Annotated in this window: 16 protein-coding genes; 12 read left to right on the top strand and 4 right to left on the bottom strand. The window is 74.5% G+C overall.

From position 1 onward, the window contains the following. Window positions 1-131: 131 nt before the first annotated feature. Window positions 132-887 carry a DUF6215 domain-containing protein gene (locus tag ACIQPQ_RS10470; RefSeq protein ID WP_401302332.1) on the top strand — a complete coding sequence of 252 codons (756 nt, stop codon included), beginning with the start codon at window positions 132-134 and terminating at the stop codon, window positions 885-887. A gap of 111 nt (window positions 888-998) precedes the next feature. Here ACIQPQ_RS10470 and mhpD read toward each other — a convergent pair whose 3' ends face one another. After that, window positions 999-1,814, bottom strand: coding sequence for a 2-keto-4-pentenoate hydratase (gene mhpD / locus ACIQPQ_RS10475; protein ID WP_401302334.1), 816 nt, complete (start codon window positions 1,812-1,814; stop codon window positions 999-1,001). 345 nt (window positions 1,815-2,159) lie between these two features. Here mhpD and ACIQPQ_RS10480 point away from each other — a divergent pair, with 345 nt between their 5' ends. The 4 genes from ACIQPQ_RS10480 to ACIQPQ_RS10495 all read left to right on the top strand — a co-directional run bounded on the left by ACIQPQ_RS10480 (window position 2,160) and on the right by ACIQPQ_RS10495 (window position 6,366). Beyond that, a complete protein-coding gene (locus ACIQPQ_RS10480) occupies window positions 2,160-3,119 on the top strand; it encodes an ATP-binding cassette domain-containing protein (protein WP_401302336.1) in 960 nt (319 codons plus the stop codon). Then, window positions 3,116-3,967, top strand: coding sequence for an ABC transporter permease (locus ACIQPQ_RS10485; protein ID WP_401302338.1), 852 nt, complete (start codon window positions 3,116-3,118; stop codon window positions 3,965-3,967). Before ACIQPQ_RS10480 ends, ACIQPQ_RS10485 begins: the two co-directional genes overlap by 4 nt. Window positions 3,968-4,378: 411 nt before the next feature. After that, complete coding sequence (locus ACIQPQ_RS10490) at window positions 4,379-5,701, top strand: sensor histidine kinase (protein ID WP_401302340.1); 1,323 nt, start codon at window positions 4,379-4,381, stop codon at window positions 5,699-5,701. Beyond that, a complete protein-coding gene (locus ACIQPQ_RS10495) occupies window positions 5,698-6,366 on the top strand; it encodes a response regulator (RefSeq protein ID WP_401302342.1) in 669 nt (222 codons plus the stop codon). The genes ACIQPQ_RS10490 and ACIQPQ_RS10495 overlap by 4 nt, the downstream gene beginning before the upstream one ends. Before the next feature lie 110 nt (window positions 6,367-6,476). Here the strand turns inward: ACIQPQ_RS10495 and ACIQPQ_RS10500 are convergent, their stop codons facing one another. Continuing rightward, window positions 6,477-6,707: a hypothetical protein gene (locus tag ACIQPQ_RS10500; protein WP_401302344.1), complete on the bottom strand. Its 231-nt coding sequence runs from the start codon at window positions 6,705-6,707 to the stop codon at window positions 6,477-6,479. 189 nt (window positions 6,708-6,896) lie between these two features. Between ACIQPQ_RS10500 and ACIQPQ_RS10505 the strand changes: the two genes are divergently transcribed. The 3 genes from ACIQPQ_RS10505 (at window position 6,897) to ACIQPQ_RS10515 (ending at window position 9,879) form a co-directional block, all read left to right on the top strand. Continuing rightward, window positions 6,897-7,277, top strand: a complete 381-nt coding sequence (locus tag ACIQPQ_RS10505) for an NUDIX domain-containing protein (protein WP_401302346.1) — start codon at window positions 6,897-6,899, stop codon at window positions 7,275-7,277. A 108-nt stretch (window positions 7,278-7,385) separates the two neighbouring features. Beyond that, complete coding sequence (locus ACIQPQ_RS10510) at window positions 7,386-8,567, top strand: diaminopropionate ammonia-lyase (protein ID WP_401302348.1); 1,182 nt, start codon at window positions 7,386-7,388, stop codon at window positions 8,565-8,567. Window positions 8,568-8,880: 313 nt separating this feature from the next. Then, window positions 8,881-9,879 (top strand): ricin-type beta-trefoil lectin domain protein, encoded by a 999-nt coding sequence (locus ACIQPQ_RS10515; protein WP_401302350.1) that lies wholly within the window; start codon window positions 8,881-8,883, stop codon window positions 9,877-9,879. 51 nt (window positions 9,880-9,930) lie between these two features. Here ACIQPQ_RS10515 and ACIQPQ_RS10520 read toward each other — a convergent pair whose 3' ends face one another. Beyond that, window positions 9,931-11,658 carry an ATP-binding protein gene (locus ACIQPQ_RS10520; protein WP_401302351.1) on the bottom strand — a complete coding sequence of 576 codons (1,728 nt, stop codon included), beginning with the start codon at window positions 11,656-11,658 and terminating at the stop codon, window positions 9,931-9,933. A 113-nt stretch (window positions 11,659-11,771) separates the two neighbouring features. Here ACIQPQ_RS10520 and ACIQPQ_RS10525 point away from each other — a divergent pair, with 113 nt between their 5' ends. Together ACIQPQ_RS10525 and ACIQPQ_RS10530 are read left to right on the top strand one after the other, a co-directional pair. Further along, a complete protein-coding gene (locus ACIQPQ_RS10525; RefSeq protein ID WP_401302353.1) occupies window positions 11,772-12,179 on the top strand; it encodes a hypothetical protein in 408 nt (135 codons plus the stop codon). After that, window positions 12,176-12,607: a response regulator gene (locus ACIQPQ_RS10530; protein ID WP_383772884.1), complete on the top strand. Its 432-nt coding sequence runs from the start codon at window positions 12,176-12,178 to the stop codon at window positions 12,605-12,607. The genes ACIQPQ_RS10525 and ACIQPQ_RS10530 overlap by 4 nt, the downstream gene beginning before the upstream one ends. A 35-nt stretch (window positions 12,608-12,642) precedes the next feature. Here ACIQPQ_RS10530 and ACIQPQ_RS10535 read toward each other — a convergent pair whose 3' ends face one another. Beyond that, window positions 12,643-13,335 (bottom strand): M24 family metallopeptidase, encoded by a 693-nt coding sequence (locus ACIQPQ_RS10535; protein WP_401302354.1) that lies wholly within the window; start codon window positions 13,333-13,335, stop codon window positions 12,643-12,645. Window positions 13,336-13,525: 190 nt separating this feature from the next. Here ACIQPQ_RS10535 and ACIQPQ_RS10540 point away from each other — a divergent pair, with 190 nt between their 5' ends. After that, window positions 13,526-14,608, top strand: a complete 1,083-nt coding sequence (locus ACIQPQ_RS10540; protein WP_401302356.1) for a hydrogenase expression protein HypE — start codon at window positions 13,526-13,528, stop codon at window positions 14,606-14,608. A gap of 79 nt (window positions 14,609-14,687) precedes the next feature. Further along, a complete protein-coding gene (locus ACIQPQ_RS10545) occupies window positions 14,688-16,469 on the top strand; it encodes a nickel-dependent hydrogenase large subunit (RefSeq protein ID WP_401302357.1) in 1,782 nt (593 codons plus the stop codon). The last annotated feature ends 68 nt before the right edge of the window (window positions 16,470-16,537 follow it).

Consider the following 16,537-nt stretch of genomic DNA (forward strand, 5'->3'; position numbering starts at 1 on the left):
GCCGCGGGAGCCGGACGGGGCCGCGGGGCGTGTCCGACGAGGTGGGCGGGTCGGAGCGTGCGGGTGACCGGCGTATAGGCTCCCCCGGCGCGCGACCGACGTGCGCCATTCGGGTGGGGGGAACTGGGGACATGGGCGACGACGGCAGAACCGTGACGGGCACGGCCGCGACGGACGGCACCGGGGCGGGCGGGGCCGGGGCAGAGGGCACCGGGGCGGGCGGGGCCGAGGAGGGGGCGAGCGCGTGGGCGCAGGCGGTCATGGCGCTCGTGCTGGTCGGGGGGCTGGCCGTCGGGCTGTGGGCGCTGAGGGGAGCGCTGCCCGATCAGGCGGCGGCCCGTGAGCCCGCCCGGTGCGCGGAGCCCTCGCGGGCGCCCCTGGCGGGCCGCGCCACCGGCACGCAGCTCTGCGAGGCGCTGAACCGCCCCGACCTGGCCGCCCTGCTGGGCACCCCGACGGAGACCGCGCTCGTCGCATACGGGAACGACGGCGCGGTCACCCTCGCGGGCGGTTCCAAGGTTTCCACGCCCGAGGCGAAGGTGCAGTTCGACACCTACTCCGTCCAGCTCTCCGCGTCGTACGACACCCTCACCGTCGGTGACCTGGCCGACGTCCTGGGGCCGGAGGCGCGGACCAGCACGGTGCTCGGGCACCCGGCCGTCCTCTACGCGGACCGGACCATCGCGATCCGGATCGGCGGCGACGGGGCCGACAGCGGCCCCGGCGGGATCGCCCGCCGTGTGCTGGTGTCCCGCGACGTGACGGACGGCCACGGCTCCTTCGAGGTCGTCGTGTGGCGGGAGGACGGCGCGGCGCCCGACGACACAGTGGCGCTGCGGGTGGCGGAGCGGGTGCTGCCGACCGTACCGGGGTGGAGCGCGGGCTGAGCCCGCCCCACCGCCCCGGCCGCGCCCGTCTGTCTGTCTGTCGACCTCTTGGCCTCTCGGCCTATCGATCTCTCGGCCTCTCGATCTCTCGATCTCTCGATCTGCCGGTGCTCACGGCTGCTCGGCGAAGGTGACGCCCACGCGTCCCAGGCCGGAGATGTGGGCCTCGAAGGTGTCTCCGGGCGCGGCCGGGGCCATCGGGCCGAGCGCGCCGGTCAGCACGAGGTCGCCCGCGCGCAACGGGTCGCCCCGCCCGGCCAGTTCGGCGGCCAGCCAGACGGCCGCGTTGAGGGGGCTGCCGAGACAGTCCGCCCCGGTCCCCTCGGAGACGGCCTCGCCGCCCCGGCTCATCGTCATGGTCACGGCGCGCAGGTCGAGCCCGGTGAGCGGGACGGGGGCGCCGCCGAGGACGTACAGGCCGCTGGAGGCGTTGTCGGCGACGGTGTCGACGAGGGAGATGTCCCAGCCCGTCACCCGGCTGTCGACGATCTCCAGCGCGGGCAGGGCGAAGTCGACGGCGCGCAGCAGGTCGACGAGGGTGCAGTCGGGGTGCGGGAGGTCGCGGGCGAGGACCAGCGCGACCTCGGCCTCGATCTTCGGCTGGATCAGGCGCCCGGCGGGCACCTCCCCGCCGTCGGGGACGCCCATGTCGGCGAAGAGCGTGCCGAAGTCGGGCCGGTCCACGCCGAGTTGCCGTTGGACGGCCACCGAGGTGAGGCCGATCTTGCGGCCGACGACCCGGCGCCCGGCGTCCACCCCGCGGCGCACGTTGAGGCGCTGCGCGGCGTACGCGGAGGCCAGGTCGCCCGCGTCGAGGAGGCCGCGCACGGGCGGACAGGCGGTGCGGGTGCGGGCGGCCTCGGCCAGCTGGTCGGCGGCCTTGACCACGGCGGGGGAGGCGGCGTCCTGGGCGCTGGCGTCGGGCACGGTCGGCACGGTGATACCTCCGGGGGACGGGGAAGGAAGGGCTGCAACGCCCGGCACCCCCCGGTATAGGCACCCGGCCGCGGCCCCGACAACCGCCGTTCCGTGAGACGGAACGCGCGGGGGCGGCGAGGCAGTCGTGCGGCCCCATGTGCGCGGCCCGGACGCGGCACCAGGGCCGCACGTGGCGCTGGTGCCGGACCTGGCACCGGGGCCGGACGTGGTACCGGGGTACCACTCCCCCGAGATCGTTCAGACCGCGGTACCACGGCAGCGGCGGACGCGGCTCCTAGCGTGGCGGGCAGGGTCGCCGGGTCCGTCCGGCGCCGGAACCGAGGATGCGCGGCGATGATCGAGGCACAGCAGCTCACGAAGCGGTACGGGGAGAAGACGGCCGTGGACGGCCTGGACTTCGTGGTCCGGCCCGGGAGCGTGACCGGCTTCCTGGGGCCGAACGGCGCCGGGAAGTCCACCACCATGCGCATGATCGTCGGGCTCGACGCCCCGTCGGGCGGCTCCGTCACCGTCGGCGGCCGGGCGTACGCCGGGCACCGCGCGCCCCTCCAGGAGGTCGGCGCGCTGCTGGAGGCGCGGTCGATCCACCCCGGCCGCTCCGCGTTCCAGCACCTCAACGCGCTGGCGCTGACCCACGGCATCCCGCGCCGCCGGGTGGACGAGGTGATCGACCTCGCCGGACTCGGCAGCGTCGCGAAGAAGCGGGCCGGGGCGTTCTCCCTCGGGATGGGCCAGCGGCTCGGCATCGCGGCGGCGCTGCTCGGCGACCCGCGGACGGTGATGCTGGACGAGCCGGTGAACGGCCTCGACCCCGAGGGCGTGCTGTGGATCCGCACCCTGCTCACCGACCTGGCGTCCGAGGGGCGCACCGTGTTCGTCTCCTCGCACCTGATGAGCGAGATGGCACTGGTCGCGGACCATCTGATCGTGGTCGGCCGCGGACGGCTGCTCGCCGACACCACGGTGCGCGACCTCGTGCGGGAGGCGGGCGGTGACACCGTGCAGGTGGCGACCGCGGACCCGGCACGGCTGCGGGAGGTGCTGGCGGGCCCGGACGTCGAGATCGTCGGGCGGCCCGGCTCCGAGGAGTTGCAGGTACGGGGGCTCGGCGCCCGCGAGATCGGTCTGCGGGCCGCCGCGCACGGCATCGCCCTGTTCGAGCTGACCCAGCGCACGGTGTCGCTGGAGCAGGCGTTCATGGACCTCACCCGGGACGCCGTCGAGTACCACGGCACCACGGCCCCCACGACGTCTTCGACCGGCACCTCCACCCCCTCCGGGAGCGCGGCATGAGCGACACCCTGACAGCCCCGGCCGCGCCCGCCGGGAGCGGCCCCGCCGCACCGCCCGTGTACCGGGTGACCGCCGCGCGCGTGCTGCGCTCGGAGTGGGCCAAGCTGTGGTCCCTGCGCTCGACCTGGATCACCCTCGGCCTGGGCCTGCTCTTCCTGGTCGCGGTCGGGGTGATCGCGTCGACGCAGTACGCGTCCCAGGTCGACTCGGCCCGCGCCGCGGAGCACGGCGACTTCGCCGACGCCACGGCCGTGAGCCTGGCCCTGTTCGGTACGACGTTCGCGCAGCTGGCGCTGGGCGTGCTCGGCGTGCTGGTCACCGCCGGGGAGTACTCGACCGGCATGATCCGCTCCACGCTGGCCGCCGTACCGCGCCGCCTGCCGGTGCTGTGGGCGAAGGCGACGGTGTTCGGCCTGGTCGCGCTGGCGGTGGGCACGGTCGGCGCGTTCGGCTCGTTCCTGCTGGTCGGCGGCATCCTCGACGGCACGGACGCGGCGCTCGGCCTGTCCGACGCGGGCGTGGCCCGCAGTCTGCTGGGCGCCGGGCTCTACCTCGGCCTCGTCGGCGTCGTCGGCGCGGCGCTCGGGGCGCTGCTGCGCTCGGTCGCGGGCGGGATCTCGGTGCTGGTCGCGGGTCTGCTGCTCGTGCCGGGCCTGGTGTCGCTGCTGCCGAGTTCCTGGCAGGACGACATCAGCCGCTATCTGCCGGGCAGCTCCGGGCAGGCCATGTTCGCGCTCACCCACGACGCCTCGACGCTGTCCCCGGGGGCCGGACTGCTCGTCTTCCTGGGCTGGACGGTGCTCGCGCTGGCCGGGGCGGCGTACCGGCTGGTGCGCCGCGACGTCTGACGGCCGCACCATGGACGGGTGAGCGCCGTGCCACCGGAGACCTCCGGATACCTCCATGCCCCCGGAGAGCACGGTGCCGCCCGCCCCGCCCACCCGTCCGTCTCACCCGTCTCACCCGTCTCGCCCGCCTTGCTCGTCTCGCCCGCCCCACCTGTGAAGCCTGTGATGCCTGTGACGCCCCCCGTGCCGCCTGTGACCTCGGGATTCTCCACGACCGCGTCGGACGCCTCCGGGGCGGCAGGACCGTCCGGCGCCTCCGGTCCGCCCACGGCGTCCGGCACCTCGAAGACGTCCGGCACCTCGGACGCACCCCGTGCCTCGGAGGTGCCCCGTGCCTCGCATGCCTCCCGTGCCACCTGTGCCTCCCGTGCCTCCGATTCCCTCGTCGGCGGTGACGAGGGAATCGGGGGCATGGGCCCGTTCGTGGTCCGGCTCGGCCGGATCGGGCGGCGGCTCGGGCGGGCCGACGCGGCGCGGCCGTGGGTGATGGACGTCGTCGTGGTGGTGCTGCTGTTCGCGGCGTTCTGTCTGCCGGACCTGGTGGGCCGGGGCGGGCTCGATGAGGACGCCCCGCCCGCGCTGCGCGCCGCGTTCGCCGACCTGTCCCCGGCCGGGGTGCTCGCCTTCCAGGCCGGGCTGGTGCTGCCGCTGCTGTGGCGGCGCCGGGCGCCGGTGCTCGCGTTCGGCTCCGTCCTGGCGGTGTTCACCGTCCAGTGGGCGGCGTGGGTGCCGCTGCGCGCGGACGTCGCCCTGTTCGTCGCCGCGTACAGCCTGGCGCTCTACGGCAGGCCGCGGGCGCTGCCGTGGGCGTGCTCCGCGCTGGCGGCGGCGCTGCTCCTCGTGGCGGGGCGGATGTCGGTGGTGGTGTCGTTCTGGGTGGCGCTGTTCTTCCTGCTCTGCGCGGCGACCGCGGCCCTGGCGGTGGGACTGGCGGTGCGCATCCGCCGGGCCCAGCTCGCGGGGCTGCGGGAGCGGGCGGCGCGGCTGGAGGTGGAGCGCGACCAGCGGGGCAGGCTCGCGGTCGCCACCGAACGGGCCCGGGTGGCACGGGAGATGCACGACATCGTGGGCCACAACCTCTCCGTGATGATCACCCTGGCCGACGCGGGCGCGTACGCCACGGACGTGACCCCGCACCGCGGCAAGGAGGCCCTGCTGCTCATCGGGGACACCGGCCGGCAGGCGCTGGACGAGCTGCGGCGCGTGCTGGGGCTGCTGCGTGACACGGGCGAGGGCGGGCCGCGGCCGCCGGAGCTGCACCCGCAGCCCGGTCTCGCGGACGTCGACGCCCTCTGCGCCGGGGTGCGCGCCGCCGGTCTGGAGGTCGTCTACCGGACCGGCGGCGCCCTGGACGCGCTGGACGGCGGGGTGCAGCTGACGGTGCACCGCATCGTGCAGGAGGCGCTGACCAACACCCTGAAACACGCGGGCGCCGGGGCCCGCGTACGCCTCACGATCGTGCTGGAGGGCACCCGGCTGGACGTGCGGGTACGGGACACCGGCCCGGCTCCGCGCCCGGCCGCCCCGACCGGCCAGGAGAGGCGCCAGGGACGGGAGGCACAGCAGGCGCGGGACGGACGGCGGGGGCGGGAGGCGCACGAGGGGCAGGGCCTGGTGGGCATGCGCGAACGCGTCGCGCTGTACGGCGGGAGCCTGGCCGCGGGGCCCGCGCCGGGCGGCGGCTGGTCCGTGGAGGCCACTCTCGACCTCACCCCGCGCGGCGGTGCCGGGTGACGACGGTACTGATCGTCGACGACCACGACCTCCAGCGGTTCGGTTTCCGCGTGCTGCTGGAGTCCGTGCCCGACACCGACGTGGTCGGGGAGGCGGCGCACGGGGCGGAGGCGGTGCGCAAGGCCGCCGAACTGCGGCCGGACGTCGTCCTGATGGACGTCCGGATGCCCGGCATGGACGGCATCGAGGCGACCCGGCGGATCGTCGCGTCGGGCGGCCGCTCCCGGGTCCTGGTGCTGACCACCTTCGACCTGGACGAGTACGCGCACTCCGCGCTCCGGGCGGGCGCCAGCGGCTTCCTCCTCAAGGACGCCCGCCCCGCGGAACTCCTCGCCGGAATCCGGGCGGTGGCGGCGGGCGACGCGGTCATCGCGCCCGCGCTCACCCGGCGGCTGCTCGACGCGTACGCCCACCACCTTCCCGCGCGTACCGGGGACGTCGTGGACAGCCCGCGGCTCAGGACGCTGACCGACCGGGAACGCGAGATCCTGGTCGCCATCGGCCGGGGCTGGACCAACGGCGAGATCGCCGCCCGGCTGGTGCTGTCGGAGTCGACGGTGAAGACCCACGTCGGCCGGGTCTTGGCGAAGATCGGGGCGCGGGACCGCGTCCAGGCGGTCATCCTCGCCTACGACCTGGGACTGGCGCGGCCCGGAGAACACTGAGCCGCGCCAGTCCCGTGCACGGGTCGGCCCCGCGATCCGGCAGAGCGCGGAACCGGATCACGGAGATCGGGCGGCGTCCCAGGCCGGGTACGTGAGTCCGCGCGGGCGGGTCAGCTTCCGTCCCGCTCCCGGCCAGCGTCGGCCTCGACGTCTGCGTCGAATGCGGTCCCGGCGTCGGCGTCCGAAGCGCGGGACATCAGGTCCGGCAGGCCCGCCGCGCGGCGGTCCTCGGCCGTGCGTTCCGCGAGCGCGTCCTGGTCGGGGCGGCGCGGCAGGCCCCGGCCGTGACCGGCGTACGGGTCGCCTTCCACTGCTTTGTTGGACTTGTGGTGGTGCGCCATGTGCGGACCTCCGCTCCCACTGCGGCGAAAGGTGTCCCTCCACCCAAACCCGGTGGCGGGTCCCGCGCAAGCGGGGGCGGCGGCGCCGACAGCCTTGGGCGTTCCCCGGCCGGTCGCGGGGGTAGGAAGGGGAGGACGGGAACGGGGCCGGTCCGACGGTCCCGCCGTACGGGGAAGGGCGGTTGGGGCATGACGCTGGAGCGGACGGCACGCGGCACGGTCGAGGCGGTCGTCGTGGACAACGGGAGACTGCTGCTGGTCGGGGCGGCGGAGGCCTGGGGACTGCCCGCGGGGACACCCGAGGCCGCCGAGACGCCCGAGGCGACGGCGGCGCGCGCGGTCTACGAGCTGACCGGCTACCTCGTCGACGGCTCCTCCCTGCTGCGGCCCACCGAGGAGACCCCGGCACCGGCGGTCCCCGTCGTGGTGTGCCGCCTGCTGAGCGACTCCCCCTCCTCGGAGGCGACGCTCCCCGCCGAACGGGTGCGCTGGGTGCCGCTCGCGGAGGCGGCCGACGCCGAAGTGCCGCCGCTCGTACGCGAGTTCCTCCGGGGCAGGACCACCCTGTAGCGCGCCGGGGAACGGCGGCACGCTACTGAGGGGTGAGCCCGGAAATGGCGGCACGCCCCTGCGGCGATCTCGCTGGACCCGCGGTCCCGCGCCCCGCACCCTGGTGCCGTGACCGACAAGACCCCGGCCCCGCCGCACCCCACCCCGCCGCCCCACTCCACCTGGTACGCCCGGACGGGCGCCCTCTCCTGGCGGTGCGCGCCCGCGCCCGCCGGGGTACGGGACTTCCACGCCGCGCTGCCGGGCTACGCACCCACTCCGCTGATCGAACTGCCCTCCCTCGCAGCCGAGTTGCGCGTGGGGCGCGTCTTCGTGAAGGACGAGTCCGACCGTCTGGGGCTGCCCGCGTTCAAGGTGCTCGGCGTGGCCTGGGCCGTGGACCGGCTGCTCGCCGCGGCGGCGCCCGACAGGCAGCCGGAGGCGGGCCGCGCCGAACGGACGGCGCCGGAGCCGGAGCCGGAGCCGCTGACGCTGGTGACCGCGACCGACGGCAACCACGGGCGGGCCCTCGCCCGGACCGCCCGGCTGCGCGGACAGCGCGCGCACGTCCACGTCCCGGACGGGGTGCACCCGGCTGCCGCCGAGGCGATCGCCGCCGAGGGGGCACGGGTCACCCGCGTCCCCGGCTCCTACGACGACGCCGTGCGCGCGGCGCGGCGGGCCGCGCGGGCGCCGGGCGCGGTCCTCGTGCAGGACACCGGCTGGCCGGGCTACGAGCGGGTTCCGGGCTGGATCGTGGAGGGCTACGCCACCCTCTGCGCCGAGGTGGACGAGCAGCTTTCGGCGGCGGGGTCCGCGCCGCCCGGTCTGGTGGCCGTGCCGGTGGGGGTGGGGTCGCTGGCGCAGGCCGTCGTCACCCACTACCGCAGCCGCCCCGCCGGGTCCCCTCCCCCGGCGCTGCTCGCGGTGGAGCCCGACACCGCCGCGTGCGTGCTGCGCGGGCTGGCCGCCGGGGCGCCGGTCACCGTACCCACCGGGCGGACCACGATGGCGGGGCTGAACTGCGGCACCCCGTCCACCCTGGCCTGGCCGTTCCTGCGGGACGGGCTGGACGCGGCGGTGGCCGTGTCCGACGCCTCGGCGGCCCGCGCGGCCCGGGACCTCGCGGCGCTCGGGGTCGCCGCCGGTCCGTGCGGGGCCGCGCCGCTCGCCGGGGTCCGCGCCGCGCTCACGGGCGACGGCGCGGACGGCCGCCGTACGGTCCTCGGACTCGGCCCGGACGCCACGGTGGTGCTGCTGAGCACCGAGGGCGCCGCCGCGAACCCGCACGCGACGGACCCGCCCCGCTGAGGTCCGGGGCGGCACGCCTCCGCCGTGGCCCAATTCCCCTGCGGGGACAACCTGGTCGACCACTCCGGCTCGGCGGGCCCGCGATCGACGGCCCCGAACTCCGCCCGCCCGTACGGCAGATCCAGCCTCCCGCAGGTCCGCCCGTCCATGACCGTCCGCCCATCCGCCCGTCCCCTCACGTCGGCGTGCGGCGGGGCCCGCTATGCTCGGCGGCTGCGTACGTCCGGCGAACTCCCCGTCACCTGGCCCGAGTCGGCGCCCGAGTCGGCCGGTCACGGCCGCCGGACCGTCGCCGAGCCACCGGAAGGACCCCATGAGCGCCTCCCCCCACGAACCGACGGCGGAGACCGGCCGGGCCCGGCCCGCACGGCGGCCCCTGCCGCGCCGGGCGCCGGGCCCGTCCGCGATCGCCGACGCCGTCGCCGCCTCGGGCGCGCGCAACGCCGGGGACCCGGCCGCGGCAGACCACCGGCAGGGGGACCGGCCGGGCGGGGACCCCGTGCCGCCCATGTCGGCCGCCGCGGCCGAGTTCGCGGCGCTCACCGCCGAACCGGCGGGCCCCCGTCCCCCCGCTCCCACCCCCACCCCCGCTCGGGACGCCGCCCCGCCCCGCCGCTCGCGCAAGGCGCTGCTCGCCGGGGCCGTCGTCCTGGTGGGCGCGCTGGCCGTCGGCGTCCCGTTCCTGGTGCGCGGCGGCGGGGACGACGGACGCGCCACGTCGGCGCAGGCAGCCGGACGGACCGCCCTCGGCCAGGGCCAGGGCACGGGAGCACCCGCCGCCCCCGGTGCCGCCTCCCCCACACCGCCGACGGCTTCGGCCAGCCCGTCGGCCTCTCCCCCGCCCTCCGCGTCCGCCTCCGCCTCACCTTCCGAGACCGCTGCCCCGGTGAAGTCCCCGGCCCCCGGCAAGGGGCCCGGCGGCAGGCGGGCGGGCGTGCGGATCCGGGGCGCCGCGTCCGGCCGCTGCGTCGAGGTCACGGGCGGCCGTACCGAGGAACGCACCCCGCTCCAACTGGCGGGCTGCACCGGGGCGGCCCGCCAGACCTGGCGTTTCCTGCCGGACGGGACGGTGCGCGCCCTGGGCCGGTGCATGGACGTGGACGGCGGCACGGATCACAACGGCTCGGCGATCCAGCTGGTCTCCTGCAACGGCACGGACGCCCAGCGGTTCCGGCTCGACACCGCCGGTGACCTGGTCAACGTGCGCACCGACAAGTGCGTCGACGTCCGCGACCAGGCGACCGCCGCCGGGGCCCGTCTCCAGCAGTGGAGTTGCTCGGGCGCCCCCCACCAGAAGTGGAGCACCTCCTGACCGACGCCCCGCGGTGCCTTCGACCGGCCCGCGCGGCAGGGCGGCCGCACGTCACCGGGGGTCGGCCGGTGCCGCCGGATCTTCGGGTCCGGCCCCGTCCACCCCTTCCGCCTCGGCCACTTGAGCCGCCTCGCCCTCCGGGATCGCGGGCAGCGCCGGTCGCCGGGGCAGCGTGAAGGAGATGCTCGTACCGGGGCCCTCGGTGGCGTCGAGGGTGATGGTGCCCCCGTGGTGTTCGACGATCTTCTTGCACATGGCGAGGCCGATGCCGCTGCCGGGATAGCGGTCCTTGGTGTGCAGCCGCTGGAAGATGACGAAGATGCGGTCGGCGTAGGCCTGGTCGATGCCGATGCCGTTGTCCCTAACGGTGAACCGCCACATGCCGCGCGCCTCCCGTTCGGTCTCGGCGCCGCCGGTCCCCGTCGCGTGGTCGTCCGCGCGGTCGGCCGCCGCCTGCGGACCGGGCACCTCCGCCACGGTGACGCGGATCTCCGGAGTGCGGTCCGGGGAGCGGAACTTGACCGCGTTGGCGATGAGGTTCTGCCAGACCATGCCGAGTTGGGTGGCGTCGCCGAGGACGGTGGGCAGGTCGTCCCGTTCGACGCGGGCGCCGGACTCCTCGATGGAGATGCTGAGGGTGTCGAAGGTCCGGTCCACGAGAGCGTCGAGGTCCACCGGCTCCCGGTCGCTGTCGAGGCGGCCGACGCGGGAGAAGGCGAGCAGGTCGTTGATGAGGACCTGCATGCGGTTGGCGCCGTCGACGGCGTACGCGATGTACTGGTCGGCGCGTTCGTCGAGCCGGCCGCCGTAGCGGCGCTGGAGGAGCTGGCTGAAGCTGGAGACCTTCCGCAGGGGTTCCTGGAGGTCGTGCGAGGCGATGTACGCGAACTGCTCCAGTTCCTCGTTGGAGCGCTTGAGGTCGGCGGTGCGGGCGTCGAGGAGGAGGCGCTGCCGTTCGCTGGTGCCGAGTTCGTCGGCGAGCCTGCGCCGCATGGACTCGATGTCGGCGCCCAGCTCGCGCAGGTCGGCCGGGCCGGAAGCGGTGATGCGGTGGTCGAAGTCGCCGCGGGTGACGCGCCGGGCGTCGACGCCGAGACGGGTCAGCGGCTGCGTGACGCCTCGGCGCAGCCCCTCGAACACGGCGACGGCCATGAGGGCGATCACGGCCGCGATGACGGCGAACACCAGGTTGCGCAGCCGTTCGGCGCTCTTGAGGTCGTCGACCGCGTCGACCCGGGCGTCGCGCAGATGGTCCTGCTGAACGGTCATGGCCTCCCGCAGCCGGTCGAAGGCGGCCTTGCCCGCGTCGGCCCGCTCCGTGGCGAGCGGGACGGGCGCCCCGGCGGGCGCGCTCGCCACGGGCACGGCGAGCAGTTCCTGCCAGGTGCGGGCGCGGTCGAGGACGGTCCGCAGGTCGGACCGGCCGCGCGCGTTGTTCACGAGGAGTTCGCCGAGCCGGTCCACGGCCGTCTTCTGGTCGGCCAGGCCCTTCTGGTACGGCTCCAGGAACTGCCGGTCCCCGGTGAGGCCGTAGCCACGCACACCGGTCTCCTGATTGACCAGGGCGGTCTCCAGGCGGACGGAGTTGGTGAGCGACGGCGAGCGCGTGTCGACCAGTTCGTGGGTGAGGGAGGTCGCGCGGTCCATGGCCCACACCCCGACCCCGCTGAGGACGGCCAGCAGCACGAGGGCGGCGCCGACACCGACCCGCAGCCAGCGGCGGGTGGTCCAGCGGCGTATGGCGCCCTGGCGGGTGGACGGTGGCATTCCCGCGCTCATCGGGGGTACTCCTCAGGGGTCCGGGCCGGTCCGACGTGTACGCGGCGGGGACACTGTAGCGCCCACGACAACGGATGTTGTCATCGCCCGTCGGCTCCGCCTACTGTGTGCGCATGCCAGGCATCCACTTCCGGCTGCGGATGACCGACAGCGAGATCGGGGAACTCGCCGTGCGGGAGATCGGCGACCTCGTCGACCGTCTCGTTCCGCATGTCTTCGAGCCCGTGGCGGGCGCGGAGGACTTCACCGCCGAGCAGACGCGGGCCCTGGCGCACCTGCACCTGCTCACCTATCTCCAGGCGGCCGTGGACCGGCTGGAGGCCGACCGCGCCGGACGCGCGGCGGCCGCCGGGGCCGGCTATCCGCAGATCGGCCGCGCCTCCAACCTGACCCGGCAGGGCGCCCGCCGTCGCTGGCCGGGTCTGCTCGACCCGTCCGACCGCACCACCGGGACCCCCCGGACCGCACAGCCCCCCGAGACACCCCCTTCAGCAGAACCCAGCAACGGGAGCCCCCGATGATGATCGCCCCTTCCCGCCCCTACGACGTGCTGCTGGTCGAGGACGATCCGGCCGACGCGCTGCTCATCGAGGAGGCCCTGCTGGAGTGCGGTGCCCGCAACCTGACGCAGGTCCAGGACGGTGTCGCCGGGCTGGAGTACCTGCGCGATCCGGCGAACCCGCGCCCCGATCTCATCGTGCTGGACCTCAACATGCCCCGGATGAACGGCCGTGAGCTGCTGGCGGTGATCAAGGACGACGAGGAGCTGTGCACGATCCCCGTGGTCGTCCTCACCACCTCCTCGGCCCCCGACGACGTGAACGGCGCGTACCGGCGGCACGCCAACGCCTACGTCACCAAGCCCGTCAACCTCGACGACTTCGAGCGGGCCGTCCGCAGCATCGACACGTTCTACCTGGAGACGGTGACCCGGCTGCCGCGCACCTGACACGTGGGCGCCCGGGGTGCGGGCCGGGCGTGGCGTCAGCGCAGGGTGAGCAGCTCCTCGTAGAAGCCGCCGAATCCGCGCTCCGGGTCGACGAGGTGGATCTCCAGGATCCAGTGGCAGCGGCGCCCGGCCTTGTCGGTGCGCCGCATCGGGGTCTCGTTGGCGGGGGCGACGTACGACTCGACGTCGGCGCCGTCGATCCACTCGTGCGGGAACTCGCCGACCAGGTGTCCGGCGTGCCAGCCGCCCAGTTCCCACCCGGCCGCCTCGGCGAGCCGGGCCACCTCGGCGTACAGGGCGGCGCCGGTGATGTCCGGGTCGGCCTCGAAGAAACGGCGTCCGGCGGCGAACACCTCGGGCAGGTCGTCGCGCAGCCGGTGCTTGACCGGGTCGTCGCCGAGGACGAAGGTCCGCCCGAAGTCGGCCTCGTACTCCTCGAAGATCGGCCCGAAGTCGGCGAAGACGAGGTCGTCGGCGCCGATGACCCGGTCCGGCGGGTTCTCCCGGTAGGGCTTGAGCGTGTTCGGGCCGGACCGCACGATCCGCTTGTGCCAGTGCCGGGTGGTCCCGAAGAGTTCGTTCGCCAGGTCCCTGACCTGGTCGCTGACCTCCCGCTCGCCCCGGCCGGGCGCCACCAGGCCGCGCCGGTCGATCTCCTCGAAGAGCCGGACCGCCTTCGCCTGCGCGTCCAGCAGCCGTCGCGCGCGCGTGTCTTCGTCATCCGCCATGCGCCCGACCGTAGGAGCGGAGATCGACTCCGGGCAACCGGATTCCCTCCCGCGCCCGCGGCCCCGGCTCTCCCGCGGGCGGGCGGCTCCGTGTAGGGCCGGATCGCACTTACGTGTCCCCTCACCCGGTGATAGACCGAAAAGTGAGGATTCGGCATGTCTGTGCCCCGCGCGGACCGGAGGAGGGCTCATGAACGCCTCGACCGACACTCTGGCCGGGACGGCCGCACGCGCCGAGGAACCGGAGGCGCCGACCGTCCACATCCTCTGGATCAACGCCGGGCTGAGCTGCGACGGGGACTCCGTGTCGCTGACGGCCGCCACCCAGCCCAGCATCGAGGAGATCGCCCTGGGCGCGCTCCCCGGGCTGCCGAAGGTGGCCGTGCACTGGCCGCTGATCGACTTCGAGTGCGGGCCGGTACAGGGCGCGGACACCTTCATCGAGTGGTTCTTCAAGGCCGAGCGGGGCGAGATCGACCCGTTCGTGCTGGTCGTCGAGGGGTCCATCCCGAACGAGCGGGTCAAGGACGAGGGCTACTGGTGCGGGTTCGGCGACGACCCGGAGACCGGGCAGCCGATCACCACCAGCGAGTGGCTGGACCGGCTCACCCCGAAGGCGCTCGCCGTCGTCGCGATGGGCACCTGCGCCACGTACGGCGGCATCCACGCGATGGCGGGCAACCCGACCGGGGCGATGGGCGTGCCCGACTACCTCGGCTGGGAGTGGAAGTCCGCGGCGGGCATCCCGATCGTGTGCATCCCCGGCTGCCCGGTCCACCCGGACAACGCCTCCGAGACGCTGCTGTACCTGCTGTACCAGGCGACCGGCGCGGCCCCGATGATCCCGCTGGACGCGGAGCTGCGGCCGACCTGGCTGTTCGGCGCGACCGTGCACGAGGGCTGCGACCGGGCGGGCTACTACGAGCAGGGGCAGTTCGCCGAGGAGTACGACTCCCCGCAGTGCCTGGTGAAACTGGGCTGCTGGGGGCCGGTCGTGAAGTGCAACGTGCCCAAGCGCGGCTGGATCAACGGGGTGGGCGGCTGCCCCAACGTCGGCGGGATCTGCATCGCCTGCACGATGCCGGGCTTCCCCGACAAGTTCATGCCGTTCATGGACGAGCCGCCCGGCGGGCACGTGTCCTCGGCGGCCAGCACCGTCTACGGCTCGGTGGTGCGGCGGCTGCGGCACTTCACCGAGAAGACGCTGGACAAGGAACCGAGGTGGCGGGGCAAGGGCGAGAAGCTCACCACCGGCTACCGGGCGCCCTGGTGAGCACCCGACCGGCCGGGACGGACCCCGACCGGCGTCCGGCGACAGGGCAGGAAGAACCGACAGAGAAGCGAGCGGCGCCATGGCGACGGTGACGGGCAGGCCGACCGGTGACGGCCTCGTGGAGATGTCCTGGGACCCCATCACACGCATCGTGGGCAGTCTCGGCATCCACACGAAGATCGACTTCAAGGCGAAGCGGGTCGCCGAGTGCTACAGCACCTCGTCGGTGTTCCGCGGCTACAGCGTGTTCATGCGCGGCAAGGACCCGCGCGACGCGCACTTCATCACCAGCCGCATCTGCGGCATCTGCGGCGACAACCACGCCACCTGCTCGGTGTACGCGCAGAACATGGCGTACGGGGTGGCGCCCCCGCACCTGGGCGAATGGGTCATCAACCTCGGCGAGGCCGCCGAGTACATGTTCGACCACAACATCTTCCAGGAGAACCTGGTCGGCGTGGACTACTGCGAGCGGATGGTCCGCGAGACCAACCCCGGCGTCCTGGAGCTGGCCGAGCGCACCGAGGCGCCGCACGCGGCCGACCACGGCTACCGGACGATCGCCGACATCATGCGCTCCCTCAACCCGCTGGAGGGCGAGTTCTACCGCGAGGCGCTCCAGGTCAGCCGCTACACGCGGGAGATGTTCTGCCTGATGGAGGGCCGCCACGTGCACCCCTCCACGCTCTACCCGGGCGGCGTCGGCACGGTCGCCACGGTGCAGCTGTTCACCGACTACCTCACCCGCCTCACCCGGTACGTCGAGTTCATGAAGCGGGTCGTCCCGCTCCACGACGATCTGTTCGACTTCTTCTACGAGGCGCTGCCCGGCTACGAGGACGTCGGCCGCCGCCGGGTCCTGCTGGGCTGCTGGGGCGCGCTCAACGACCCCGAGTACTGCGACTTCACGTACGCCCGGATGAGCGAGTGGGGGCGGCGGATGTTCGTCACGCCGGGCGTCGTCGTGGACGGCGAGCTGGTCACCAACGACCTCACGGAGATCAACCTCGGCATCCGCATCCTGCTGGGCAGTTCGTACTACGAGGACTGGGTGGGGATGGGCAAGTTCGTCGAACGCGACCCGCTGGGCAACACGGTCGACGAGCGCCATCCGTGGAACCAGCACACCGTCCCGGCCCCGCAGAAGCGGGACTTCGACGACAAGTACAGCTGGGTGATGTCCCCGCGCTGGTTCGACGGCGAGCACCACCTCGCGCTCGACACGGGCGGCGGACCCATCGCCCGCCTGTGGTCCACGGCGCTGTCCGGGCTGGTCGACATCGGGTACGTGCAGGCGACCGGGCACAGCGTGCGGATCAACCTGCCGCGCACCATGACCAAGCCGGAGAAGACCCTGGAGTGGCACATCCCGAAGTGGAGCAACGCCCTCGAACGCAACCGGGCGCGCACCTACTTCCAGGCGTACGCGGCCGCCGCCGCCCTGCACTTCGCCGAGCAGGCGATGGCCGAGATCCGCGCCGGACGCCACCAGACCTGGGAGAAGTTCGACGTCCCCGACGAGTCGATCGGCTGCGGCTTCACCGAGGCGGTGCGCGGGGTGCTCAGCCACCACATGGTCATCCGGGACGGGAAGATCGCCAACTACCACCCGTACCCGCCGACTCCGTGGAACGGCAGCGTCCGCGACTCCTACGGCACGCCGGGCCCGTACGAGGACGCGGTGCAGAACACGCCGATCTTCGAGGAGAACCCGCCCGACGACTTCAAGGGCATCGACATCATGCGGGCCGTCCGCAGCTTCGACCCGTGTCTGCCGTGCGGCGTGCACATGTACGTCGGCGGCGGCCGGACGGTGGAGCGGACCCATCTGCCGACCGGCCTCAGCGGACTCGCGGGCTGACCCGGCGGAAGAGCGGCCGGACGTGACGTGCGGGCCGTAGCCCGCGGGAGCAGGAGGAAGGGGCACCG

The sequence above is a fragment of the Streptomyces sp. NPDC091281 genome, assembly GCF_044757425.1.
GTDB lineage: Bacteria > Actinomycetota > Actinomycetes > Streptomycetales > Streptomycetaceae > Streptomyces.